19 protein-coding genes and 3 tRNA genes are annotated in these 21,953 nt (G+C 64.4%); 13 read left to right on the forward strand and 9 right to left on the reverse strand.

Features of this window, described 5'->3' with window-relative positions; translation table 11 throughout:
* Genes ABDB81_RS20570 through ABDB81_RS20580 form a run of 3 tightly spaced genes read left to right on the forward strand, consistent with a single transcriptional unit; the run spans position 1 to position 3,060 of the window.
* Positions 1-399: a hypothetical protein gene (locus ABDB81_RS20570; RefSeq protein ID WP_137925806.1), complete on the forward strand. Its 399-nt coding sequence runs from the start codon at positions 1-3 to the stop codon at positions 397-399.
* A 48-nt stretch (positions 400-447) separates the two neighbouring features.
* On the forward strand, positions 448-1,245 hold the full coding sequence (gene xth, locus ABDB81_RS20575; RefSeq protein WP_137925805.1) for an exodeoxyribonuclease III: 798 nt from the start codon (positions 448-450) through the stop codon (positions 1,243-1,245).
* A gap of 3 nt (positions 1,246-1,248) precedes the next feature.
* Positions 1,249-3,060 (forward strand): SulP family inorganic anion transporter, encoded by a 1,812-nt coding sequence (locus tag ABDB81_RS20580; protein ID WP_346813289.1) that lies wholly within the window; start codon positions 1,249-1,251, stop codon positions 3,058-3,060.
* Between the two features lie 155 nt (positions 3,061-3,215).
* Here the strand turns inward: ABDB81_RS20580 and ABDB81_RS20585 are convergent, their stop codons facing one another.
* On the reverse strand, positions 3,216-3,479 hold the full coding sequence (locus tag ABDB81_RS20585; RefSeq protein ID WP_137925818.1) for a DUF1488 domain-containing protein: 264 nt from the start codon (positions 3,477-3,479) through the stop codon (positions 3,216-3,218).
* 331 nt (positions 3,480-3,810) lie between these two features.
* Here ABDB81_RS20585 and ABDB81_RS20590 point away from each other — a divergent pair.
* Positions 3,811-3,886, forward strand: a tRNA-Lys gene (locus ABDB81_RS20590).
* 129 nt (positions 3,887-4,015) lie between these two features.
* Here the strand turns inward: ABDB81_RS20590 and ABDB81_RS20595 are convergent.
* Together ABDB81_RS20595 and ABDB81_RS20600 are read right to left on the reverse strand one after the other, a co-directional pair.
* Entirely contained in the window at positions 4,016-5,407 is a 1,392-nt protein-coding gene (locus ABDB81_RS20595; protein ID WP_346813292.1) for an 8-oxoguanine deaminase, read from the reverse strand.
* A gap of 123 nt (positions 5,408-5,530) precedes the next feature.
* Positions 5,531-6,430 carry a LysR family transcriptional regulator gene (locus tag ABDB81_RS20600; RefSeq protein WP_137925802.1) on the reverse strand — a complete coding sequence of 300 codons (900 nt, stop codon included), beginning with the start codon at positions 6,428-6,430 and terminating at the stop codon, positions 5,531-5,533.
* A gap of 121 nt (positions 6,431-6,551) precedes the next feature.
* Between ABDB81_RS20600 and ABDB81_RS20605 the strand changes: the two genes are divergently transcribed.
* The 5 genes from ABDB81_RS20605 to ABDB81_RS20625 all read left to right on the forward strand — a co-directional run bounded on the left by ABDB81_RS20605 (position 6,552) and on the right by ABDB81_RS20625 (position 14,218).
* Positions 6,552-6,627: transfer RNA gene (locus ABDB81_RS20605), tRNA-Lys, on the forward strand.
* Positions 6,628-6,855: 228 nt separating this feature from the next.
* Positions 6,856-7,836 (forward strand): tripartite tricarboxylate transporter substrate binding protein BugE, encoded by a 981-nt coding sequence (locus tag ABDB81_RS20610; protein WP_137925801.1) that lies wholly within the window; start codon positions 6,856-6,858, stop codon positions 7,834-7,836.
* A gap of 158 nt (positions 7,837-7,994) precedes the next feature.
* On the forward strand, positions 7,995-8,366 hold the full coding sequence (locus ABDB81_RS20615) for a hypothetical protein (protein ID WP_137925800.1): 372 nt from the start codon (positions 7,995-7,997) through the stop codon (positions 8,364-8,366).
* A 315-nt stretch (positions 8,367-8,681) separates the two neighbouring features.
* Positions 8,682-9,203, forward strand: a complete 522-nt coding sequence (locus tag ABDB81_RS20620) for a MarR family transcriptional regulator (protein WP_137925799.1) — start codon at positions 8,682-8,684, stop codon at positions 9,201-9,203.
* Between the two features lie 134 nt (positions 9,204-9,337).
* Positions 9,338-14,218 carry an NAD-glutamate dehydrogenase gene (locus tag ABDB81_RS20625; RefSeq protein WP_346813294.1) on the forward strand — a complete coding sequence of 1,627 codons (4,881 nt, stop codon included), beginning with the start codon at positions 9,338-9,340 and terminating at the stop codon, positions 14,216-14,218.
* 27 nt (positions 14,219-14,245) lie between these two features.
* Here the strand turns inward: ABDB81_RS20625 and ABDB81_RS20630 are convergent, their stop codons facing one another.
* On the reverse strand, positions 14,246-14,632 hold the full coding sequence (locus ABDB81_RS20630; protein WP_137925797.1) for a hypothetical protein: 387 nt from the start codon (positions 14,630-14,632) through the stop codon (positions 14,246-14,248).
* A 95-nt stretch (positions 14,633-14,727) separates the two neighbouring features.
* The gene (locus tag ABDB81_RS20635) at positions 14,728-15,030 is read right to left on the reverse strand and encodes a hypothetical protein (RefSeq protein ID WP_202126814.1); all 303 of its coding nucleotides are present in this window, start codon (positions 15,028-15,030) and stop codon (positions 14,728-14,730) included.
* A 120-nt stretch (positions 15,031-15,150) separates the two neighbouring features.
* On the opposite strand from ABDB81_RS20635, the gene ABDB81_RS20640 reads away from it, so the two are divergent.
* Positions 15,151-15,411, forward strand: coding sequence for a hypothetical protein (locus tag ABDB81_RS20640; protein WP_137925795.1), 261 nt, complete (start codon positions 15,151-15,153; stop codon positions 15,409-15,411).
* Between the two features lie 22 nt (positions 15,412-15,433).
* Here ABDB81_RS20640 and ABDB81_RS20645 read toward each other — a convergent pair whose 3' ends face one another.
* Both ABDB81_RS20645 and ABDB81_RS20650 read right to left on the reverse strand, forming a co-directional pair.
* A complete protein-coding gene (locus tag ABDB81_RS20645) occupies positions 15,434-16,876 on the reverse strand; it encodes a HAMP domain-containing sensor histidine kinase (RefSeq protein ID WP_346813297.1) in 1,443 nt (480 codons plus the stop codon).
* Positions 16,873-17,625 carry a response regulator transcription factor gene (locus ABDB81_RS20650; RefSeq protein ID WP_346813299.1) on the reverse strand — a complete coding sequence of 251 codons (753 nt, stop codon included), beginning with the start codon at positions 17,623-17,625 and terminating at the stop codon, positions 16,873-16,875. The genes ABDB81_RS20645 and ABDB81_RS20650 overlap by 4 nt, the downstream gene beginning before the upstream one ends.
* A 160-nt stretch (positions 17,626-17,785) precedes the next feature.
* Here ABDB81_RS20650 and msrB point away from each other — a divergent pair, with 160 nt between their 5' ends.
* The 3 genes from msrB (at position 17,786) to msrA (ending at position 20,983) form a co-directional block, all read left to right on the forward strand.
* Positions 17,786-18,316 carry a peptide-methionine (R)-S-oxide reductase MsrB gene (gene msrB, locus ABDB81_RS20655; protein WP_346813301.1) on the forward strand — a complete coding sequence of 177 codons (531 nt, stop codon included), beginning with the start codon at positions 17,786-17,788 and terminating at the stop codon, positions 18,314-18,316.
* Between the two features lie 35 nt (positions 18,317-18,351).
* A complete protein-coding gene (locus ABDB81_RS20660) occupies positions 18,352-20,175 on the forward strand; it encodes a cytochrome c biogenesis protein DipZ (RefSeq protein ID WP_346813304.1) in 1,824 nt (607 codons plus the stop codon).
* Positions 20,176-20,236: 61 nt separating this feature from the next.
* Positions 20,237-20,983 (forward strand): peptide-methionine (S)-S-oxide reductase MsrA, encoded by a 747-nt coding sequence (gene msrA, locus ABDB81_RS20665; RefSeq protein ID WP_202126665.1) that lies wholly within the window; start codon positions 20,237-20,239, stop codon positions 20,981-20,983.
* Positions 20,984-21,293: 310 nt separating this feature from the next.
* Here msrA and ABDB81_RS20670 read toward each other — a convergent pair.
* Together ABDB81_RS20670 and ABDB81_RS20675 are read right to left on the reverse strand one after the other, a co-directional pair.
* Positions 21,294-21,370: transfer RNA gene (locus ABDB81_RS20670), tRNA-Pro, on the reverse strand.
* A gap of 56 nt (positions 21,371-21,426) precedes the next feature.
* Positions 21,427-21,855 (reverse strand): MerR family transcriptional regulator, encoded by a 429-nt coding sequence (locus ABDB81_RS20675; protein ID WP_137925789.1) that lies wholly within the window; start codon positions 21,853-21,855, stop codon positions 21,427-21,429.
* Positions 21,856-21,953 lie beyond the last annotated feature (98 nt).

The raw sequence follows: 21,953 nt of genomic DNA on the forward strand, positions 1-21,953 counted from the left end.
ATGGACCTTCCTTTCCCGATTCGCAAGGAATGTCCGCCGGGCGCCTGCGTCTGCAACCGAGAGGTATTGCTGGCCGATCCTTCAGCGGATCGGCGTATCCTGCAACTGACACAGCAGGAAGAAAAGAAGCTCGTCGAACGGCTGGAAAACATCGCAACCCTCGACGAGTTGCAGCGCATGCAGGCCAGGATGCGCGACCTGCTCGGCATGGAAATCTCGATCACGCCCAGTGACAACGTGGTGCGCACCACGCGTGGCTTTCGGATCGAGATGGCCGATCAGCCAGGTCTGTGCCGCAAGACGCGGCAGGCCATTCCGGCTGCGATCCGGCGCAGCATGGACACGCATCCGGAAATCGCTTTCGCTATCCTGAACCAGCGCGACCTGCTGGGCGGTTAGCATGCTGTCCGGCCCGGACCACCCCAAAGAAAAACGACAGAGCTACACATGAGAATCGCGAGCTGGAACGTCAACTCCCTGAAAGTGCGCCTGCCCCAGGTCCTGCAATGGCTTGCCGCGCAGGACGCCGCCGGCACGCCGGTCGATGCGCTGTGCTTGCAGGAATTGAAGCTCCCCGACGACAAGTACCCGCTGGCCGAGCTTGAAGCTGCCGGCTTCCACAGCATCTACACGGGCCAGAAGACCTATAACGGCGTGGCCATTGTGGCGCGCGACGGCACCATGCCGGCGCCCACCGACGTGGTGCGCAACATTCCCGGTTACGAGGACGCACAGCAGCGCGTGGTGGCCGGCACCTACGGCGACGTGCGGCTTATCAGCGCGTACTTCCCGAACGGCCAGTCTCTCGAATCCGACAAGTTCGTCTACAAGCTCGACTGGCTCAAGGCGATGACCGACTGGCTGCGCGCCGAGATGGTCAAGTATCCGAAGCTCGCACTGCTGGGCGATTTCAACATCGCGCCCGAAGACCGCGACGTCCATGACCCCGCCAAGTGGGAAGGCCAGAATCTGGTCTCACCGCAGGAGCGCGACGCGTTCAAGGCGCTGATCGCGATGGGGTTCGTCGATTCGTTCCGCATGTTCGAGCAGCCCGAGAAAACGTTTTCGTGGTGGGATTACCGGATGATGGGTTTCCGCCGCAACGCGGGCCTGCGCATCGACCATATCCTCCTCTCCCCCGCGCTGGCGGCGCATTGCAGCACCTGCCTGATCGACAAGGAACCGCGCCGCTGGGAGCAGCCGTCCGACCATACGCCGGTGGTGGCCTCGCTCGACCTCGGCTGATCGATGATCGTTGCTGCCCGCCCCCCTGCCCTGCAGCGCTGGTTCCCGTGGACGCGGCGTATCACCCCGCTGACGCTGCGCGCCGATGTCATCGCCGGACTACTCGGCGCCGTGCTGGTGCTGCCGCAGGGCGTGGCCTTTGCCACGCTGGCGGGCCTGCCGCCGCAATACGGCATCTACACCGCCGTGGTGCCTTGCATCGTCGCAGCGCTGTTCGGATCGAGCTGGCACGTGATGTCGGGGCCGACCAACGCCAACTCGCTCGCACTGTTCGCGATGCTGAGCCCGGTGGCATTTGCGGGCAGTCCGGCCTATATCGCGCTGGCGCTGGCCGTGACGATGCTCGTCGGCATCCTGCAGCTGGCAGTGGGCGCCCTGCGGCTCGGGTCACTGGCCAATTTCATCTCGCCATCGGTGCTGCTCGGCTTCACCTGCGGCGCGGCCACGCTGATCGGACTCTACGCGCTGAAGGACCTGTTCGGCCTGGCCGTGCCCACGGGAACCAGCGCGTTCGGCGTGGTGCGTTTCCTGTTCGACAACTTCGATACGATCAATGGCAGTGCGTTGATCGTCGGTGCCGTGACGCTGGCGGTGACAGTTGGCATCAAGCGTGTGTCGCGCCGGCTTCCGTTCATGCTGCTGGGGCTGCTGGCCGGCTTCGGCACCGCGATGGTGCTCAACCATAGCGGCTGGAGCCTCGCGCAGCACGTCAACGTGGTTGGCCCCATCCCGGCCGCCATTCCGCCGTTCCACGTCCCCGATATCAATTGGCGCACCGTGCCGGACCTGCTTGGCATCGCCGCCGCACTGACCATCGTCGCGCTGGGCCAGTCGATCTCGATCGCCAAGGCGGTGGCGCTGCGCTCGGGCCAGCATATCGACGCGAACCGCGAGTTCATTGGCCAGGGCCTGTCGAATATCGCGGGCGGACTGTTCTCGGGTTATATCTCCTGCGGCTCGCTGAACCGGTCGATGCCGAACTTCGAGGCGGGCGCGCAGACACCGCTCGCCAGCGTCTTCTCGGCGTTGCTGCTGGTGGTGCTGGTGATGGTCAGCGCGCCGCTGCTCGCACAGATTCCGCTGGCGGCCATCGCGGCCATGCTGCTGCTCGTGGCATGGGGCCTCTTCGACTTCCAGCGCCTGCGCCGTATAGCGCGGTTGTCGCGTACGGAGTTCGCGATTGCAGTAGGCACGTTCTTGGCCACGCTCGTCATCCGCCTGGAAATGGCGGTGCTGCTTGGCACGATCCTGTCGCTGGTGGCGTACCTGTATCGCACTGCGCGCCCCGCCGTGCGCAGTCTCGTACCCGATGCGGATGATCCGGGCCGACGCTTCACACCGCTGGACGAGCTACGTCGTCCGCAGCCGGAATGTCCGCAGTTGAAATTGCTGCGCATGGAAGGCGCGATCTATTTCGGCGCGGTGCAATACGTGACGGACCGCCTGCATTGGCTACGCACGGTCGACTCCGAACAGAAGCATCTGCTGGCGATGACCAAGAGCATGAACTTCATCGACCTCGCTGGCGCCGAGATGTGGGAAGCGGAGTTGACCGAACGGCGCGCCGAGGGCGGCGACCTCTACTTCCATCGGCCGCGCACGCAAGTGCTCGACACGTGGAAACAGACTGGCTTTATCGACAAGCTGGGCCAGGACCATATCTTCCCGACCAAGCGGCAGGCACTCCACACGATCATCGAAACCCTTTCACCGGAAATATGCGCACAGTGCCATGTGCGCATCTTCGAAGAGTGCGCGGGGCGTCCCGGTGCCGCGAACCATCGCGCAGCAACGGACACGACTCATCCTGCCTGAGCGGCAATCGGGATCGAAACAACCGGACGGAAAGTACTACGAGAAGTACTACGAGAAGGTGTTACGAACTTCAGTAGGCTTGTAGCGCGCCGGCCGGCCTGTCGTGACAACAGGACCGGAACCGGCGGCGGAGGGTTGCTGCCGTCGGTCGGTCCTTAGACCGGCGCCACGTGCGCGCGCTTGACCACGACCGGCTGGGGCACGCCCTGCTCGATCAGCACCACGGCCGCGCGTTCGATCGTGTCACGACCGGCGCGGAACGCCTCTTCCAGCGACAACACCTGGTCGGCACTGAAGCCTTCCCAGAGCGCTTCGCGTGTTACCACGCAGGTCACGTGCTCACCATTGACCACCGCATGAAACAGCAAACCCTCATTGTTGATGTCGTAGCGGTCTTGCTCTTGGAATTTGATTTCCATCATCACAGCCCTCCATATGCAAGTGGAGAAGCATCCTAACATGGCTTTGCGGAAATCGTCTGTGATCCCCTGCACCATGCATGCCGAATGCGATTCGTCTCAATCATCGCGCGCCTGGCAGTACGTTCCGCGAACACTGCCACATCAGACCGCGATGACACGAGCATGACGGACCCATGTGTCAGCGTGATGTGCCTGTCGGATTGTCCATCGAATCGCTGATTCCACCGATCACGTCGGCATTGCCACGCGCCGCGAAAACCCGCTTTTCAGCGCGATGCACGAAACGTTTGACAAGCGTAAAAATCCTGCTAGAATCTCGGTCTTCGTCGGGGCGTTAGCTCAGTTGGTAGAGCAGCGGACTCTTAATCCGTAGGTCGAGTGTTCGAGTCACTCACGCCCCACCAGACACAAGAAAGGCCGGATGCAGCGATGCTTCCGGCCTTTTGCTTTTGCGCCGCACTCCGCTTTTGCGCCGCATTCCAGCGCGGCCTTCGCGAGGCGCGCGCTCATGCGCCCCGCTCATCAAAACCCGATCAAACCCCTGCCTGCTGCGCGCGCTCGAACAACATGCGCGCCAGACGCCGGTGATCGGCCAGTACATTCGGCAGGTCGGCGGTCAGCAGCACACCATCGCGCACCACGGGACGTCCGTTGATGATGCTCGTCGACACGTTGGCCGGCGTGCAGAATACAAGCGCCGCCACGGGGTCATGACCTGCACCGGCAAACCCCACGCCCGACATATCGAACGCAACGATGTCCGCCGACATGCCCGGCGCCAGCGCGCCGATATCGTCACGGTTCAGCACACGGGCACCGCCCAGCGTGGCAATCTCCAGCGCCTCGCGTGCGCTCATCGCAGCCGGCCCAAACCCCACGCGCTGCAGCAGCATGGCCTGACGCGCCTCGCCAAGCATGTGCGCGCCATCGTTCGATGCACTGCCATCCACGCCCAGCCCCACCGGCACCCCGGCATCGCGCATCCGACGGATAGGCGCGATGCCTGAAGCCAGCCGCATGTTCGAGCACGGGCAATGCGCCACGCCCGTGCCCGTGCGCGCGAACAGCGCCACGCCCTCCTCGTCGAGCTTCACGCAGTGCGCATGCCAGACGTCATGCCCGACCCAGCCCAGGTCTTCCGCATACTGCGCCGGCGTCATGCCGAACTTCTCGCGCGAGTAGGCGATGTCGTTGTCGTTCTCCGCCAGGTGCGTGTGCAGGGACACGCCATAGTGCCGCGCCATCACCGCCGACTCGCGCATCAGGTCACGCGACACCGAGAATGGCGAGCACGGCGCCAGCACTACGCGCAGCATGGCGTGACGCGAGGCATCGTGATATTGCTCGACGAGCCGCTGGCTGTCGCGCAGGATCGCCGGCTCGGTCTCCACCACCACGTCCGGCGGCAGGCCACCCTGACTGCGGCCCACGCTCATCGATCCGCGCGCCGCATGAAAACGCATCCCGATCTGTTGGGCGGCCTCGATCGAATCGTCGAGCCGGGAGCCGTTCGGAAAGAGATAAAGATGATCGCTCGTGGTCGTGCAGCCGGACAGCATCAGTTCGGCCATCGCGGTCTGCGTGGACACGCGGATCATCTCCGGCGTCAGGTGCGCCCAGATCATGTAGAGGTTGGTCAGCCAGCCGAACAGCTCGGCATCCTGCGCGGCAGGCACGGCACGCGTCAGGCTCTGGTACATGTGATGGTGCGTGTTGACCAGGCCCGGCGTCACCACATGGCCGCGCATGTCGATGACTTCGGCACTGCCGTCGTCGATCAGGCGACGATATTGCTCGGGCAGTTCGGCGGTTGGCCCCACCCATTCGATGGCCGGGCCGTTGGCGACGAGCGCCCCATCGGCAATCTCGCGACGCTGGGCGTCCATGGTGACCAGTACGTCGGCGTGCTGGAGGATCAGGGTCATGGCGGGTCGTCTCGCGTATCGGTTGTGAACGAGGCCAAGTCTACTTGCCGCTTGCGCAGCACCCCAAGCGCAGAATTTCGCGTGAGGTGTGCGCAAAATGTGCACACCCAAAACTTCATTCGCCTACCGGAACAGGTTGGCCAGCGTCGACGACATCGCCTCAGCCATCAACTCGGCGGCAGGCGTTAGCGGACCCTTGCCACGTGCCACGAGCCGCAGCGTCTGCCGCTGCAGGCCAGCCTCTTGCAGCGGCACGAACACCACCGCGCCACGCGCGCGGTCGTCCATCACATCGAGGGGATTGAGCAGCGCCACGCCGGCGCCCGCCGCCACAAGTCGCTGGATCAGCACGACCGACGTGGATTCCACCGCCGGTGCCACCTCGATCGATTCCCGCGCGAATGCGTCATCCACCAAAGCCCGGATCGACAGCGACGGTGCGGGCAGAATCAGCGGATAGCCGGCGCACTCGGCCAGCCGCGCGGAAGGCTGCGCCGCCAGCGGATGCCCAGGCGCCACCACGGCACCGATCGACCATTCGCGACTGGCCAGCACGCGGAAAGCCGCCATTTCGGGAAGATCGTAGCCAAGTCCGAGATCGGCATCGCCCTGCTCCACCGCTGCGACGATGCCGCCCACTGGCAGGTCCGCCACGCGCACGACGATGCCCGGATGATGCTGCCGAAAATCGTGAACCAGCGAAGGCATCAGCGCGCCGGCGAGACCCGAGGTGGTGGCCACCGTGACCATGCCGCGCCGCGCACCCTTGATTTCGGCCACGCGCGCCTGGAGGGCGTCGTGCTCGCGCAAGGTCTGCCGCACATGCGCCAGCACCATCTCGCCGAGCGGCGTCAGTTGCAGGCGTCGGTTGATGCGATCGAACAGCGGCGCACCGAGCGATGCCTCCAGATCAAGGATCTGCCGGTTGATAGCCGTGGGCGCAACATGGAGGATTTCCGCCGCGCGCCGGATCGATCCGCGCCGGACAACCTCGTCGAGATAGCGAAGCACGCGCGCATGCATGGCAGCAGGTATCGGGTCAGTTCGGGACGCGCGCATTGTAAGCCGCACGAACCTTTTTCGAGAAAAACGCAAAAGGGGCTTGCGCGATACCCTTTGCCTTGCTAGAATCTCTTTCTTCGTTGGGGCGTTAGCTCAGTTGGTAGAGCAGCGGACTCTTAATCCGTAGGTCGAGTGTTCGAGTCACTCACGCCCCACCAGCAAATTCCAGAAAGCCCGAAGCCCTCAAAAGCTTCGGGCTTTTCTCATTGCGGCGCACGCCTCTGCCGTCCTTTCCGCACCCGCTTCCACTGGTCGTCGGACCTCCACGGGTTCCCCCCAATTTCGCGGCGCCACCCTTTCGGGGTTGAATGCTCATCGACGCACATGACGGAACGAAGTTCCGTATTGCGGAACTTAGAAGAGCAACACCCTCGGAGGAGCATCTCTTGAAAGCAGTTCTGAAAGCGGGCGCCCTGGGCGCCCTCGCGGCGCTCGGCCTGATGCAGGCCAGCCTGGTCCACGCACAGTCATATCCGAACAAGCCTATCCGCCTGATCGTGCCATTTGCCGCAGGCGGCACCACCGATATCGTTGGCCGCGCCGTATCCGACGCGCTTGGCCGTGAACTGGGCCAGCCCGTCGTCGTGGAGAACCGCGGCGGTGGCGGCGGTGCGATTGGCGCGGATGCACTGGCCAAGTCCGCACCGGACGGCTACACGCTGGGCATCGCTACGGTCAGCACCATGGCCACGAACCCGGCTACCAACGCCAAGAATCCTTACGACCCATTGAAGGACTTCGCGCCGATCACGAACCTTGTGAACGTGCCGAATGTGCTGACGGTCAACCCGAAGGTACCGGCCAAGAACCTCAAGGAGTTCATCGCGCTGTTGAAGGCGAATCCGGGCAAGTACAGCTACGCCTCAGCCGGCAAGGGCAGCATTTCGCATCTGGATGGCGAACTGTTCAAGTTCATCACCAAGTCCGATATGGTCCACATCCCGTACCGCGGATCGGGTCCGGCGCTGAACGACACGCTGGCCGGCCAGGTCAACGCGCAGTTCGACAACCTGCCGTCGTCGATGCCCTTCATCCAGAGCGACAAGCTGCGCGCGCTGGCCGTGGCCGCGCCCAAGCGCGTCGAAGGCCTGCCCAACGTACCGACCTTCGCCGAGGAAGGCATGAAGGACATGAACAACATGGCCTGGTACGGCCTGGTGGCACCGGCAGGTACGCCGCCGGCTATCGTCGCCAAGGTCCACGATGCGGCCATCAAGGCGCTGCAGGACCCGGCCGTGAAGAAACGCCTGCATGACGCGGGCGCTTACCCGGACGGCAACACCTCGCAGCAGTACGCCGCCCAGATCAAGCGCGAGCTGGAACTGCGCAAGAAGATTGCAACGGACCAGAACATCACGCTGGAGTGATGTCCGCTTAACCGGTTACGTGGTGTCCGCGCCGCCTGAGTATCCCCACTACAACATTCGGTCGGCGGACCGCCACGAACCCCGGTACAGTATCGGTATCGGTTTCCCGCGTTTCTATAGGCCGGAAAACATCCCGGCCGTCACCTGTGAGGATGATGATGCTGAAGAAGACTGTACCGGCCCTGATCGTTGCGGCCCTGACTGCCGTCGGCGCCGTGCAACTGGCCCACGCGCAGAAGAACTACACCGAAGGCGGCGATCTTTACAGCGGCAGCCGTTCCAAGGACAAAGCCAATCCGAACCAGAACCCGGCCAAGTCCGGCAAGTTCGACCCGTACACCGACGGCGCCAAGAAATCGACGCGCTCGGACCTGACGCCGCGCAAGGCCGATCCGTACACCGATGGCGCCAGGGGCGGCACCCGCGACCCGTACCTCGACGGCGCGCGCACGGGCAAGCCTGATCCGTACACGGACGGTGCCAAGACCGGCAAGGCTGACCCCTATACGGACGGCGCCAAGAAGCAATAAGCACACGCCGGGCAACCGCCCGGATCGCTGCATCGATCGAATGGCCCCTGCGCTCGCGCCGGGGCCATTTCTTTTTGCATGAGATCGATGCAGCGCACCGTCAGGCACCTTTCGTCACCTCGTCCAAAAGATTGACTAGGACATACCCGATCTGTCATGCAATTGTCTCGACATTACTGCTAGTGTTGCGCCTACTGATTTTTTGTCGTTCCGCGACCGGCCCGGATGAGGCTGGCGCCCATGCCGCCCGGGCCGGCCAATGCACCGGCCCAAGAAGTGTCAGGCGGCAAACCCTAATACGGGAGACCTGAGCCAATGCAGCCAAAAGCACTCGAAATTCACGAACCTGTGGTGATGTCGCTGGTGGATGCGGTCACCGCATGGCAGACCGCGCTGGATCGCACCCTGAACGTCTCGGGGCTGAGCTATCCGAAATGGCTGCTGCTCCGCGCCATCCGCCAGAACGAATTCACGCGTGGACAGCCTTGCGCCGGCGCCATCTTCCTGGATGTGCCGCAAACCGAGCGCCTGCTGCGCGAATTGCATGCCGACGGCTGGATCGAATTTCCGATCGACGATGCCCCGCAGATCTCCCCCGCAGCCAAACCGCAGATTGAACGTGCGGCGCGTGCTGTGCGTGCGCTGCATTCCGTATCGGTCTGTGATCTGAGCGCAGCCGAGCGCGCGGCACTCAGCAGCCTGCTGCATCGCATGACCGGCACGCTGGACGATCACGCAGCCCGGCACGCGCGCCATGCGGCATGGGATCACCATCCGATGTCGATCGTCGTGCCCGACGAGCCTGCCCACGGTAGCCGCCACGCACTGGCTGCCTGACTTCACGGCTTCCTGCTGCACCGCGACGCCCCGCCACTGTGCGGGGCGTCGCCGTTTTGTCGCCCGGCGGACGTAAATCTTTCCTACAGTGTGAGAGCACCGGCACATGACCGGGCACTACCGTGGAGAAATTCATGCCCCCGGAAAACGAAGAAAAGGTTGCGCAACTGCTCGATGATCTGGTCGCCTTTGCGCGGGAGCGCCTGCCAGCGGCCACCTTCGAGATTGTCGAGCCATTGCTGCGCCATTACTACGACCTGGCCGATGCCGAGGATCTCCTCGCGCGCAACGTGGCCGATCTGTACGGTGCCGTGATGGCGCACTGGCAGACCGCGCAGAAGTTTGTGCCTGGCACGGCGCGGCTGCGCGTCTATAACCCGAATTTCGAAGAACACGGCTGGCACTCCGACCATACGATCATCGAGATCGTGAACGACGACATGCCGTTCCTCGTCGACTCGGTGGCTATGGAGATCAACCGGCACGGCATGACACTGCATTCGGCCATCCACCCCGTGTTTCGCGTCTGCCGCGATGGCCGGGGCGCCATCGAGAGCCTGGGACTCGGCGGCAGCGAGACCGCCACCGATAGCTGTCGGCTGGAGTCATTCATCCACTTCGAGGTGGATCGCACGGGCGAGAGTACGCGGCTCGACGCGCTGCGCTTCGGCATCGCCAGTGCGCTGGGCGATGTGCGCGCCGCCGTGGAGGACTGGCCGCGCATGCGCCAGATTGCCCAGGAGACCGTGGCCGGCATGGCGCAATCGCGCGACGCTGGCTCTCCCGATGCGCAGGAAGCGCGCGCCTTCCTCGAATGGATGCTGGATGACCATTTCACGTTCCTCGGTCATCGCGACTACGAACTGATCGCGCGTGACGGGCAGTTCTTCCTGCGCGGCGTGGCAGGGTCCGGCGCGGGCATCCTGCGCGAGGCGCTGCGCGATCCGGGCTCCGACGATCTCACGCCACTGCCCGCCGCCGCGCGCGCCATCATCGAAGGGGCTTCGCCGATCTTCATCACCAAGGCCAATTCGCGTGCCACGGTGCATCGGCCGGGCTATCTGGACTATGTCGGCGTGAAGCTGCTCGATGCCGATGGCAAGATCTTCGGCGAGCGCCGTTTCGTGGGGCTTTACACCTCCACGGCGTACATGGTCAGCACGAGCGAGATTCCAATTGTGCGGCGCAAGTGCGCCAACATCCTGGAACGCGCGGGCTTCCTGACCAAGGGACACCTCTACAAATCGCTGGTGACCATCCTCGAACAGTATCCGCGCGACGAGATGCTGCAGGCCGACGAGGATGAACTCTTCGACATTACGCTGGGCATCCTGCGGTTGCAGGAGCATCAGCGCACGCGCCTGTTCGTACGGCGCGACCGCTTCGACCGCTTTATCTCGTGCCTGGTCTTCGTGCCACGCGACAAGTACAACACCGACCTGCGCCAGCGCATCCAGAAGCTGCTGGTGCAGGCGTTCAACGGCACCAGTTGCGAGTTCACCCCGCAGTTGTCCGAATCTCCGCTTGCCCGCATTCACCTGACCGTGCGCGGCGAGCCCGGCACGATGCCCGAAGTGGATACGCGCGAACTGGAAGCGCGCATCGTGCAGGCCACCCGGCGCTGGCAGGACGATCTCTCGCAAGCGCTGCACGAAAACCGTGGCGAGGAACTCGGCAACCGGCTGCTGCGCCGCTACGGCGATTCGTTCCCGGCCGGGTATCGCGAGGATTACGCGGCGCGTACCGCCGTGCGCGATATCGAATTGATGGAGCACGCACGCCAGCATCCGGGCGGACTGGCGATGAACCTGTACCGGCCCATCGAGGCCGCGCCGGGCGCATTCCGCTTCAAGGTCTATCGCGCCGGCCAGCCCATCGCGCTGTCCCTGAGCCTGCCGATGCTCGAACACCTCGGCGTGCGCGTGGACGAGGAGCGTCCCTACCTGATCGAACCCGATGCCGGCGAGCCGGTGTGGATCCACGACTTCGGCCTGGAGATTGCCGCCGACCCCGACGGCAAACCGGTCGACGTGGATCTGGAGAAGATCAAGCCGCTGTTCGAAGATGCCTATGGCCGTGCCTGGCATGGCGAGATCGAGAACGACGATTTCAACCGGCTGGTGCTGCGCGCCGGGCTGGCCGCGCGCGACGTGACCATCCTGCGCGCCTATGCCAAGTACCTGCGCCAGGTGGGCTCCACCTTCAGCAACGCCTATATCGAACGCGCCCTGACCGCGAATCCCGATATCGCATCGATGCTGGTCTCGCTGTTCGTGGCGCGCTTCGATCCGGCCCTGGCCGCGCCGGACGCTACAGCCGCTGCCACCGAGGCGCGCAGCCGCAAATGGCTCGACGAGATCGACGCCGCGCTCGACAAGGTGCCCAACCTCGACGAGGACCGCATCCTGCGGCTGTTCCTCAATGTCATCAATGCGACGGTGCGCACCAATTATTTCCATCGGGGCCCGGACGGGCAACCGCGCCCCTACGTCTCGTTCAAATTCAATCCGGCGCTGGTGCAGGGCCTGCCCGAACCGCGTCCGATGTTCGAAATCTGGGTGTACTCCCCACGTGTGGAAGGGGTGCACCTGCGCGGCGGTCGCGTGGCACGCGGCGGCCTGCGCTGGTCTGACCGGCGCGAGGATTTCCGCACGGAGGTGCTGGGCCTGATGAAGGCGCAGATGGTCAAGAATACGGTTATCGTTCCCGTGGGTTCCAAGGGTGGATTCGTGGTCAAGCGGCCGCCACCCGCCACGGATCGCGATGCGTTCCTGGCCGAAGGCGTGGCGTGCTACCAGACCTTCCTGCGTGGCCTGCTCGACCTGACGGACAATCTCGTCTCCGGCACGCTGGTGCCGCCGCCCGACGTGGTTCGTCTCGACGACAACGACCCCTACCTTGTCGTGGCCGCCGACAAGGGCACGGCCACGTTCTCGGACTACGCCAACGCGATCTCCGCGGAGTACGGCTTCTGGCTTGACGATGCCTTCGCCTCGGGTGGTTCGGTCGGCTACGACCACAAGAAGATGGGGATCACGGCGCGCGGCGCCTGGGAAAGCGTCAAGCGCCATTTCCGGGAGATGGGCATCAACATCCAGACCACACCTTTCTCCGTGGTGGGCGTGGGCGACATGTCGGGCGACGTGTTCGGCAATGGCATGCTGCTGTCCCCGCATATCCGGCTGCATGCGGCGTTCGACCATCGGCATATCTTCCTCGACCCCGATCCGGATTGCGCGAAGAGCCTGGCCGAGCGCCAGCGCCTGTTCGATCTGCCCCGCTCCAGCTGGGCCGACTACAACACCACGCTGATCTCCGCAGGCGGCGGCGTATATCCGCGCACGGCCAAGACGATTCCGCTCTCGCCCGAAATACGTGCCGTGCTCGGCGTGGAGGCGGTCACGCTATCGCCCAATGAACTGATGCATGCGATCCTGACCGCGCCCGTGGACCTGCTCTACAACGGCGGCATCGGCACCTACGTGAAGGCCAGCACCGAGACGCATCTGCAGGCCGGCGACCGCTCCAACGATGCCATCCGCGTGAACGGCAACGAACTGCGCTGCAAGGTGGTGGGCGAAGGCGGCAATCTCGGCTTCACGCAACTGGGCCGCATCGAGTTCGCGCGCAACGGCGGGCGCATCAACACCGATGCCATCGACAACTCGGCCGGCGTGGATTGCTCCGACCACGAGGTCAACATCAAGATCCTGCTGGGACTGGTGGTGGCCGAAGGCGAGATGACCGAGAAACAGCGCAACAAGCTGCTGGCCGAGATGACCGACGAAGTGGGCCTGCTGGTGCTGCAGGACAACTACTACCAGACGCAGGCGCTGTCGGTGGCCGGGCGCGAGGCAGTGGCACTGGTCGACGGCGAGGGCCGGCTGATCCGCTGGCTCGAACGCGCGGGACGGCTTAACCGGCCACTGGAATTCCTGCCATCCGAGACCGAGATTGCCGAACGCAAGGCGCTGGGCCAGGGGCTGACCTCGCCCGAACGCGCCGTGCTGCTGGCGTACAGCAAGATGTGGCTCTATGAAGAACTGCTGGCGTCGGACATTCCGGAAGACGCGCTCGTCGCGAACCTGCTCGTCGACTATTTTCCCGAGCCGCTTCAGCAGCGCCACGCCGACGCCATGACGCGCCATCCGCTGCGGCGCGAGATCCTGGCCACGCACCTGACCAATCTGCTCGTGAACCGTATCGGCGCCACATTTGTGCATCGGCTCATGGAAGAAACCGATGCACGGCCTGCAGACATCGTGCGCGCCTGCCTGCACGCGCGCGACGTGTTCGGCCTCAGCGATCTCTGGGCGCGTATCGACAAGCTCGACAACCATGTGGACGATGCCGTGCAGGCGCGCATGTTCGGCGCGCTGTCACGGCTGCTGGAGCGCGGCACGCTCTGGTTCATCCGCTTCCTGCGCGGCGGTGGCACCGTGGAGCCCGGCGCCACGCGCTTTGTGGACGCCGCCCGGTGGCTGACGCCGCAACTGGCGACGCTGCTGCCCGAGGAGGCCTCGAACCAACTGGCCGAGCGCGCTGCGGCGCTGACCGAGGCTGGCGTGGACGAGGACCTGGCGTTGCGTGTGGCGGCCAGCGATATCGCCGCAGCCGCACTCGATATCGCGGAGGTGGCCGGCACGTGCCAACGCAGTCTTGGCGCCGTGGCGGCGGTGTACTTCGCGCTCGACACCGAGATGAACTTCGCATGGCTGCGGGAGCGCACGTTGTCCTTGCCATCGGATACGCACTGGGATCTGCTCGCGCGCACCACCACGCTCGAAGACCTGGGCCGGCTCAAGCGCGCGCTGACCACAAGCGTGCTGGCGCAGTCAGCGGATGGCGAAGAAGCGCCATCCATGATCGAACGCTGGCGCGGCCATCGACAGGTGGCGTTGGAACGCTATGCGCAGATGCTGACGGATCAACGCGCGTCCGGGGTATCGGGCGCGGCAGCGCTTTCGATGCTGTCGGTGGCGGTCAGGGAAATCGGACTGCTGGAGCGGGCCTGAGGTGGAAGGCGCGCCGGAACGCGCGTTTCAATCCTCGTCGATGACGTCGTCGTCATCCATATCGCGCAGCGGCGGCGGGTCGTCGCCGTCTGCCGTCAGGTCGTCGTCGCCATCGCCGCGCGCGCGGAACTCGATATCAAGACGCAGGAAAAGTTCGAAGGCATCGGCCAGGAGATGTTTCTGGCGAGGCAGCAGGCTCGCGTAGGGCATGTCGTAGATGGACTGATGCGTACCCCGCGCGCCCTTCAGCCCGCGGTCGCGCGCGATATCGGACAGCAACGCGGCAAAGCCCGAGAGATCCTGGGCCGCCAGCGCCGTGTTCAGTACGCGCGCAATCACCTGCGGGGAAGCACCCGACCATCCAATGACTTCGGCATTGGAGGCGGAATCGTGGGAAAAATCGCTGATATCCATGTCTAGCCTTAACGGTCCGGCCTCCCACCGCCTTGAGCGAACTTAGGCGACAGGGGCTGTCGTTTTTGGCGTCGCCCCTCTTGAGAGGGGGGAAATCAGGCGCGCTTGCCGCCGCGCCGCGCGCCGGCCGGCGGACGCGAGCCTTTCTTCGCGGTGTCGCCGGGGGCTTCTTCGGCGGGTGGCTTGCCGGATGCCTTGGCACGTGGCGTCGGGGCGGCTTTGTGCACCTTGGCGATCTGGCGATACGTTGGCGTGTCGCCCGATCCCGGCCTGACTTCGAGCAGGTTGCGCGCGCCACATTGCGGGCAGCGGAACAGCGGGCCCTGGCCCTCGTTCCGGATTTCTACCTCGTCATCCGCCCAACGGGCGCCGCAAGGCTGGTTCTGACAGACAAACATTCGTGGACTCCGATGAAGCGGGGCATCCTAACACGTGGACCGGGTGGATAGCACAGGCACTGGAAGGTCGCTATACTACTGTACGTTTATACAGTATCGATCAACGACCGCCCCTGCCCCATGCCCGCCTATCAAGCTGCCTCGATCCTGCTGGAAGCCCACTACTTCGGCGACGACGCCGAACTCCTGCAACTGCCCTGTGACAGCGTGACGGTGCAAGGCGGCGCCATCCTCGTCGAAGGTGTGGAAGTCCGCCACCTGCGCGGCCTGCGCTGGACGCCGGACTACCTGTCCTTCCAGGCGGGCAGCGATCATCATCGCTATCCGGTCGGCCGCCCCGCTTTGGTCGGGCCACAAGCGGCGCGGTTTGCGATGTTGTGAGGTCATCGGGTGCAACAGGAAACTACCGCGCCGCCCGTAACGCAAACGTCAGCGTCGTCCCCACCCCCTTCTCCACCAGCTTTACCTGACTCCCGTTCAACTGCAGCATCCGCTGCACGATCAGCAGGCCCAGCCCGCCGCCGCGATGCGCGCCGCCGGATGGAAACGGCCGCTGGAAGATCGACTCCCTCAACGTAGCCGGAATACCCGGCCCGGTGTCGCTGACCGTCACGGCCACCTTGCCATCCTGGCTGGCGAGGTCGATTTCCACGGTGCCGCCAGTTGGCGTGTGCCGGATCGCGTTGTCGAGCAGGTTCGTCAGCACACGTTCGATCATGCCGAGATCGGCTGACACGGTGGGCAGCGCGGGCGGCACGCCGGCTCGCAGGTGAAGCTGCTTGGCTTCGGCGGACAGTGCGAATTTTTCCAGGACGTCCTGCGTCAGGTCGACCATCGAAAACTCTTCGGGCGTCGCCTGCACCATGCCGTGTTCCAGCCGGGCCAGTTCGAACAACGACTGCGCCAACCCGCCCACCTTGGCACTCTGTGCCAGTGCGATGGCCAGATAACGCTGGCGGTCGGCGGTGCTCAGGGTATCGGCCTTGACCGACAGCGTCTCCAGATAACCGTGCAGCGAGGTCAGCGGCGTACGCAGGTCGTGCGAGATATTGGCCACCATTTCGCGGCGTTCCTGATCCTGCTGCCGCAGCGTCCGCCATTGCGATTCAATGCGCCCGGCCATCTGCCGGAAGGCCGTCTGCAGCGCGGCAATCTCGTTGCGAGGCAGCGGGTCGGCCAGCTTGTCCGAAGCGGCGGTCTGGTCCTCGCCAGAATCAAAACGGCGGATGTCATCGGTCAGACGACGCAGCGGGCGCGTGATCAACGCGAAGGCCACCAGACCCGCCACAAGACACAGCGTGGCCACCAGCGCCATCGACCACAGCGTGGTGCGCATCACGGAATCTTCCGACGCCTGCGCGGCCAGCTTGTCGTGCGCTTCGCCCATCAGCACCACGTAGATGTAGCCGCCCTGTCGCAACGGCGCCGCGCTGAAAACCTTGCGTCCCGACGCACTGCGTGGGTCGTCGCCAAGGATCGGCAGCGCCCCACCATCGAGCAGCTTCTTCACCGGCGCCAGATCCACGCGATCACGCACCAGATGCCCGCTCGGCGCATCGTGACCCCGGATGCGACCCTCGTCATCGAGCAAGTAGACCTCCACGCTGGGATTGACCACCATGAGCTGCCCGAACAATTGTCGCAGCGCCTGGGGCGCAATCGCGCTCTGGTCTTCCAGCAGCGCGTTGCGGGCGATGTAAGCAGCCAGTCCGCGCGAGATATCCTGGATGACCTCCTTCTCGTGCATCGCATTGGCGCGCACCTGAAGCCACGCGGAAGCGCCACAGCAGGCCAGCAACAGCGCGGCGAAGACGACGGAAAGCCGCTGGGTCAGCGAGAGATTCATGACAAGGCTCCCGGCTCGGAAGTATCCGACGCGCTTTCAGCCTGCGGATCGGCCACGAAGCGGTAGCCGCGGCGCCAGACCGTCAGGATGCGCTGCGGCGCGGCCGGATCGGCCTCGATCTTGGTGCGTAGCCGGTTGATGTGCGTGTTGACCGTGTGTTCGTAGCCTTCGTGCTGGTAGCCCCAGACCGCGTTGAGCAGGTCCATGCGCGAGAACACCTTGCCGGGATGGCGAGCGAAGTAGTAAAGCAGGTCGAACTCGCGCGGCGTCAGGTCCAGCCGCTTGCCATCGAGCGTCACCACGCGTGCCAGTGGGTCGATGGTCAGGCCAGCCAGGTCGAGCGTGCCGGCGTCGGAACGCACGTCGCGCGCCATCGCTTCCACGCGGCGCAGCAGCGCCTTGACGCGCGCCACAAGTTCGAGCACCGAAAACGGCTTGGCCAGGTAGTCGTCGGCACCCAGCTCCAAACCCAGGATGCGGTGCACCTCGCTGGAACGGGCGCTCGTGATGATGATCGGGGTGTAGCGCGTCATGGCGCGCGCGCGCCGGCAAATCTCCAGGCCATCGACGCCGGGGAGCATCAGGTCCAGCACCAGCGCATCCCAGCCGCCCTGCTCCAGCAGGCGCAACCCTTCGGCGCCGTCGGCGCTGTGTACCACCTCGTATCGCTCGTCGCGCAGGTGCATGGCCAGCACGTTGGCGATGCCGACATCGTCTTCGACCAGCAGGATCCGTTTGGCTTGTTCCATGTTCTCTCGCCCGGGTGGCGTCCGGTGCGCCCCGGCATGCCGCTATTGTGCAGAAATCCGCGCGACCGGGTGTTCACGAATTGTTTAAGGTTTGGCGAAGACTCCGATACCGGTCGTTGCCTAGCATTCGTTTCATCCCGCATTCGATTCGGAGTCCATCATGCGCATCACCCGACGCTTCCTGCTGTCCGGCGGCACCCTGACCGCCGCAGTGGCCGCCGTGGGCGGCTGGCGGCTGCTGACCGACAACCTCGCCAGCGCCGCCTCGGCCACGCCCGACGCACCGGCCCCACAGACGTTCGAGGTCACGATGACCGACGCCGAATGGCGCAAGAAGCTGACGCCCGCCCAGTACGACGTGCTGCGCCGGGAGGGCACCGAACGCCCCTACAGCAGCCCGCTGAACGGCGAGCACCGCAAAGGCATATTTGCCTGCGCCGGCTGCGCGCTCGACCTGTTCTCCTCGAATACCAAGTTCGAAAGCGGCACGGGCTGGCCCAGCTTCTGGGCGCCGCTGACCGGCGCTGTCGGCACAACCTCCGACCGCACCTTCGGCATGGTCCGCACCGCCGTGCATTGCCACCGCTGCGGCGGGCACCTCGGCCACGTATTCGATGACGGCCCGAAGCCCACCGGCCTGCGCTACTGCATGAACGGCGTGGCGATGACATTCCGCGCCACATCGGCCTGATCCCACGTCCTGACAAACCCTGCCGAGGCTTCGCCATGTTGCTGCTGATTCTTTCCTACCTGGGCGGCGTGCTCACGATCCTGAGCCCCTGCATCTTGCCCGTGCTGCCATTCGTCTTTGCCCGCGCTGACCAGCCGTTCGTGCGAAGCGGCCTGCCACTGCTGGCCGGCATGGCGTTGACCTTCGCAGGTGTCGCGACGTTGGCCGCCGTCGGTGGCGGCTGGGTGGCGCAGGCTAACGAGTACGGCCGCTGGCTGGCCATCGCGCTGCTGGCCGTGTTCGGTATCACGCTGCTGTTTCCCAGCGTGGCCGAGCGCCTCACCCAACCGCTCGTGCGCGCCGGCAGTCGCCTGACCAACTTCGCGCAGGCCGATGGCAAGCCCGCCAGCCCCGCCTCGTCCTTCCTGCTTGGCATCGCCACGGGGCTGCTCTGGGCGCCCTGCGCCGGGCCGATCCTGGGCCTGGTGCTGACTGGTGCCGCGCTGCAAGGCGCCAGCGTGGGGACGACATTGCTGCTGCTGGCTTATGCGCTGGGAGCAGCCACCTCGTTGGCCGTGGCACTGCTGATCGGCGGCAAGGTCTTTGCGGCGATGAAGCGTTCGCTGGGTGCAGGCGAATGGGTGCGGCGCGGCATCGGCGCGGCCATGCTGGTCGGCGTAGGCGCCATTGCGCTCGGACTCGACACCGGCATCCTGACGCGCATCTCCACGGTCGCCACGGGCGGTCTTGAGCAACGCCTTGTCGACGAGTTCGCCGGCCAGAAGAATGATGCCGGCGGCGCGATGATGATGCAGGCCAACCCCACCTCGATGGCGATGTCGGCCAAGCCCGAAGCCGGGAACTCGATGATGATGCGCGCCGCAGGCTCGGACCCTGCCGCGAACCTGCCGGTCGAGGGCAAGTTCCCCGGCCTCGACGGCGCCGTGGCCTGGATCAACTCGCCCCCGCTGACCGCCGCGGAACTGCGCGGCAAGGTCGTGCTCGTCGATTTCTGGACGTACTCGTGCATCAACTGCCTGCGCACCCTGCCCTACGTCAAGGCATGGGCCGACAAGTACCGCGACCAGGGACTCGTCGTCATCGGCGTGCATGCCCCCGAGTTCGCGTTCGAGCGCAACCTCGACAATGTGCGCAAGGCCGTCAAGGACCTCGGCATTACCTACCCCGTTGCCGTCGACAACAACTACGCGATCTGGCGCGCGTTCAACAACAACTACTGGCCCGCGCACTACTTCATCGACACACAGGGACGCATCCGCTTCCACCATTTTGGCGAGGGTGAATACGCCAAGTCCGAACAGGTCATCCGCGCATTGCTGGCCGAGGCCGGACACACCGGCGTGGACAAGGTGGCGATGACTGGCCCTGAAGTCTCGAAGGGTGTGGAAATGGCCGCCGATAGCGAAGCGCTGCGCTCGCCCGAGACCTATGTCGGCTATGGCCGCGCCGACAACTTCGCCTCGCCCGGCGGCCTGAAGCCAGACGCCACCCAGGATTACAGCGCGCCGGCAAAGCCCGTGCTGAACCAGTGGGGACTGGCCGGCGACTGGAAGGTCGGCGAGGAACACGCCACGCTGACCCAGCCCGATGGTCGCATCGTCTACCGCTTCCACGCCCGCGACCTGCACCTCGTGCTTGGCCCCGGCGCGGACGGCAAACCGGTGCGATTCCGCGTGACGATAGACGGTCAGGCCCCTGGCGATTCGCATGGCACTGACGTCGCCGCCGATGGCAGCGGCACCGTCACCGCGCAACGCCTCTATCAACTCGTTCGCCAGAAAGGTGATATCCGCGACCGCACGTTCGATATCGAATTTCTCGACCCCGGCGTACAGGCTTATGCCTTCACCTTCGGTTGATGCCGGACACGCCCACCGCCTTCTTTCTTGAATCTGCCAGACGTCAAACAGGAAACCGATCATGAAGACCGATACCGCTACCATGACCACGCTGCAACGCTGGATGCGCCCCACCACGCTCAAGATGATGGGCCTCGCAATGCTCGCCGCAGTCGCCACCACGTGGCGCATCCCCGCAATATCCGCCGAGCAGGCCGTGAAGATTCCCGCGCCCCTCGTCGATGAGAAACCCGGCACCAGCCACGCCGAAACAGCCGTGTTCGCAGGCGGATGCTTCTGGGGTGTGCAGGGCGTGTTCCAGCATGTACGTGGCGTGACACTTGTCACATCCGGTTACGCCGGCGGCGCGGCCAATACGGCGCAATACGAGAAAGTCGGCACCGGCAACACCGGCCACGCCGAAGCCGTGGAGGTCCGTTACGACCCCACACAAGTCACCTACGGCAAGCTGCTGCAGATTTTCTTCTCGGTCGCCCATAATCCGACCCAACTGAATTACCAGGGCCCCGACCACGGCACGCAATATCGCTCGGCCATTTTCCCGCGCACGCCGGACCAACGATCGATTGCGGATGCCTATATCGCCCAACTCGGCAGCGCTAAAGCATGGTCGTCACCGATCGTGACGCGCGTGGAAACCGACAAGAAGTTCTATGCCGCGGAGAACTACCATCAGGATTTCCTGGTCAAGAACCCGAATTATCCGTACATCGTCTTTAATGACTTGCCCAAGGTCGGCAACCTGAAGACGATGTTCCCCGAGGTATATCGGAAGGACCCAGTACTGGTGAATGCCAAAGGCAGCTAATCGCCCGGGATTCAACTGGAGAATCTGACCGCCATCGTCATGATCCATCCCACCAGCACGCAAGCTCCTACCCAGCCAACACCGATTACAAAAACGTCACGCCAACTCATCAGCTAACACCCGGCCGCACGACGATACCCTTCGCGTGCGGCGCCTGTCCAGTTCAATGAATGGGGTTAAGGCTAGACGATCTCCCGCACGGAACAATGTCGGAGATGTAAGGAAAGGTTGCGGTTTGACGCAGGTGATACGTAGCAATTCGCGCAAATGAAAAAACCCGCTTGGCTCACACCAAGCGGGTTTTTAATTCTGGTCGGGGCGAGAGGATTTGAACCTCCGACCACCTGCACCCCATGCAGGTACGCTACCAGGCTGCGCTACGCCCCGAAGAAGAACGAGAGTATATCAGAGCCATCGTGAATGGCTAGTGGTTTGCGCGCAATTTATTCGATGCGTGCAATCTGCTTGAGTTGCGCGAGGAGATGCTGCACATCGACGAGTTCGTTGCGCAGTGTATTGAGGTCGACCGATAGCAGTGGCGCCGGTGTCGCGTCTGTCGTTTGCACTTCGTCAATCTCTGCATGCATCGCTGCATGGTGACGCCCTTCGTCGAGGCGGTTGCGAGCACCGTTGATCGTGAAGCCTTGTTCGTAGAGCAGCTCGCGGATGCGGCGGATCAGCAAGACTTCGTGGTGCTGGTAGTAGCGACGATTCCCGCGTCGCTTGACGGGCTTGAGTTGGGTGAACTCCTGCTCCCAATACCGCAGCACATGCGGCTTGACGGCGCACAGCTCGCTCACCTCACCGATGGTGAAGTAGCGCTTTGCGGGAATCGGCGGCAACGCGATGCGCTCGCTGGCTTTGTCCGTCATGCGATGGAGGTGCTGGTATCAGGCCGTCGGCCCATGCTGTTGGCGCAACGTACGCGCGGCATTGCAGGATACAGACTGCCACCCCCTCGGGCAATCCA

Origin of the sequence: Cupriavidus sp. DL-D2 (assembly GCF_039710735.1) — a bacterium.
GTDB lineage: Bacteria > Pseudomonadota > Gammaproteobacteria > Burkholderiales > Burkholderiaceae > Cupriavidus.

Bases quoted from the DNA above. Each gene is read 5' to 3' on its own strand.
- ABDB81_RS20570 (WP_137925806.1), top strand. From the start codon at position 1: ATGGACCTTCCTTTCCCGATTCGCAAGGAATGTCCGCCGGGCGCCTGC.
- xth (WP_137925805.1), top strand. From the start codon at position 448: ATGAGAATCGCGAGCTGGAACGTCAACTCCCTGAAAGTGCGCCTGCCC.
- ABDB81_RS20580 (WP_346813289.1), top strand. From the start codon at position 1,249: ATGATCGTTGCTGCCCGCCCCCCTGCCCTGCAGCGCTGGTTCCCGTGG.
- ABDB81_RS20585 (WP_137925818.1), bottom strand. From the start codon at position 3,479: ATGGAAATCAAATTCCAAGAGCAAGACCGCTACGACATCAACAATGAG.
- ABDB81_RS20595 (WP_346813292.1), bottom strand. From the start codon at position 5,407: ATGACCCTGATCCTCCAGCACGCCGACGTACTGGTCACCATGGACGCC.
- ABDB81_RS20600 (WP_137925802.1), bottom strand. From the start codon at position 6,430: ATGCATGCGCGCGTGCTTCGCTATCTCGACGAGGTTGTCCGGCGCGGA.
- ABDB81_RS20615 (WP_137925800.1), top strand. From the start codon at position 7,995: ATGCTGAAGAAGACTGTACCGGCCCTGATCGTTGCGGCCCTGACTGCC.
- ABDB81_RS20620 (WP_137925799.1), top strand. From the start codon at position 8,682: ATGCAGCCAAAAGCACTCGAAATTCACGAACCTGTGGTGATGTCGCTG.
- ABDB81_RS20625 (WP_346813294.1), top strand. From the start codon at position 9,338: ATGCCCCCGGAAAACGAAGAAAAGGTTGCGCAACTGCTCGATGATCTG.
- ABDB81_RS20630 (WP_137925797.1), bottom strand. From the start codon at position 14,632: ATGGATATCAGCGATTTTTCCCACGATTCCGCCTCCAATGCCGAAGTC.
- ABDB81_RS20635 (WP_202126814.1), bottom strand. From the start codon at position 15,030: ATGTTTGTCTGTCAGAACCAGCCTTGCGGCGCCCGTTGGGCGGATGAC.
- ABDB81_RS20640 (WP_137925795.1), top strand. From the start codon at position 15,151: ATGCCCGCCTATCAAGCTGCCTCGATCCTGCTGGAAGCCCACTACTTC.
- ABDB81_RS20645 (WP_346813297.1), bottom strand. From the start codon at position 16,876: ATGAATCTCTCGCTGACCCAGCGGCTTTCCGTCGTCTTCGCCGCGCTG.
- ABDB81_RS20650 (WP_346813299.1), bottom strand. From the start codon at position 17,625: ATGGAACAAGCCAAACGGATCCTGCTGGTCGAAGACGATGTCGGCATC.
- msrB (WP_346813301.1), top strand. From the start codon at position 17,786: ATGCGCATCACCCGACGCTTCCTGCTGTCCGGCGGCACCCTGACCGCC.
- ABDB81_RS20660 (WP_346813304.1), top strand. From the start codon at position 18,352: ATGTTGCTGCTGATTCTTTCCTACCTGGGCGGCGTGCTCACGATCCTG.
- msrA (WP_202126665.1), top strand. From the start codon at position 20,237: ATGAAGACCGATACCGCTACCATGACCACGCTGCAACGCTGGATGCGC.
- ABDB81_RS20675 (WP_137925789.1), bottom strand. From the start codon at position 21,855: ATGACGGACAAAGCCAGCGAGCGCATCGCGTTGCCGCCGATTCCCGCA.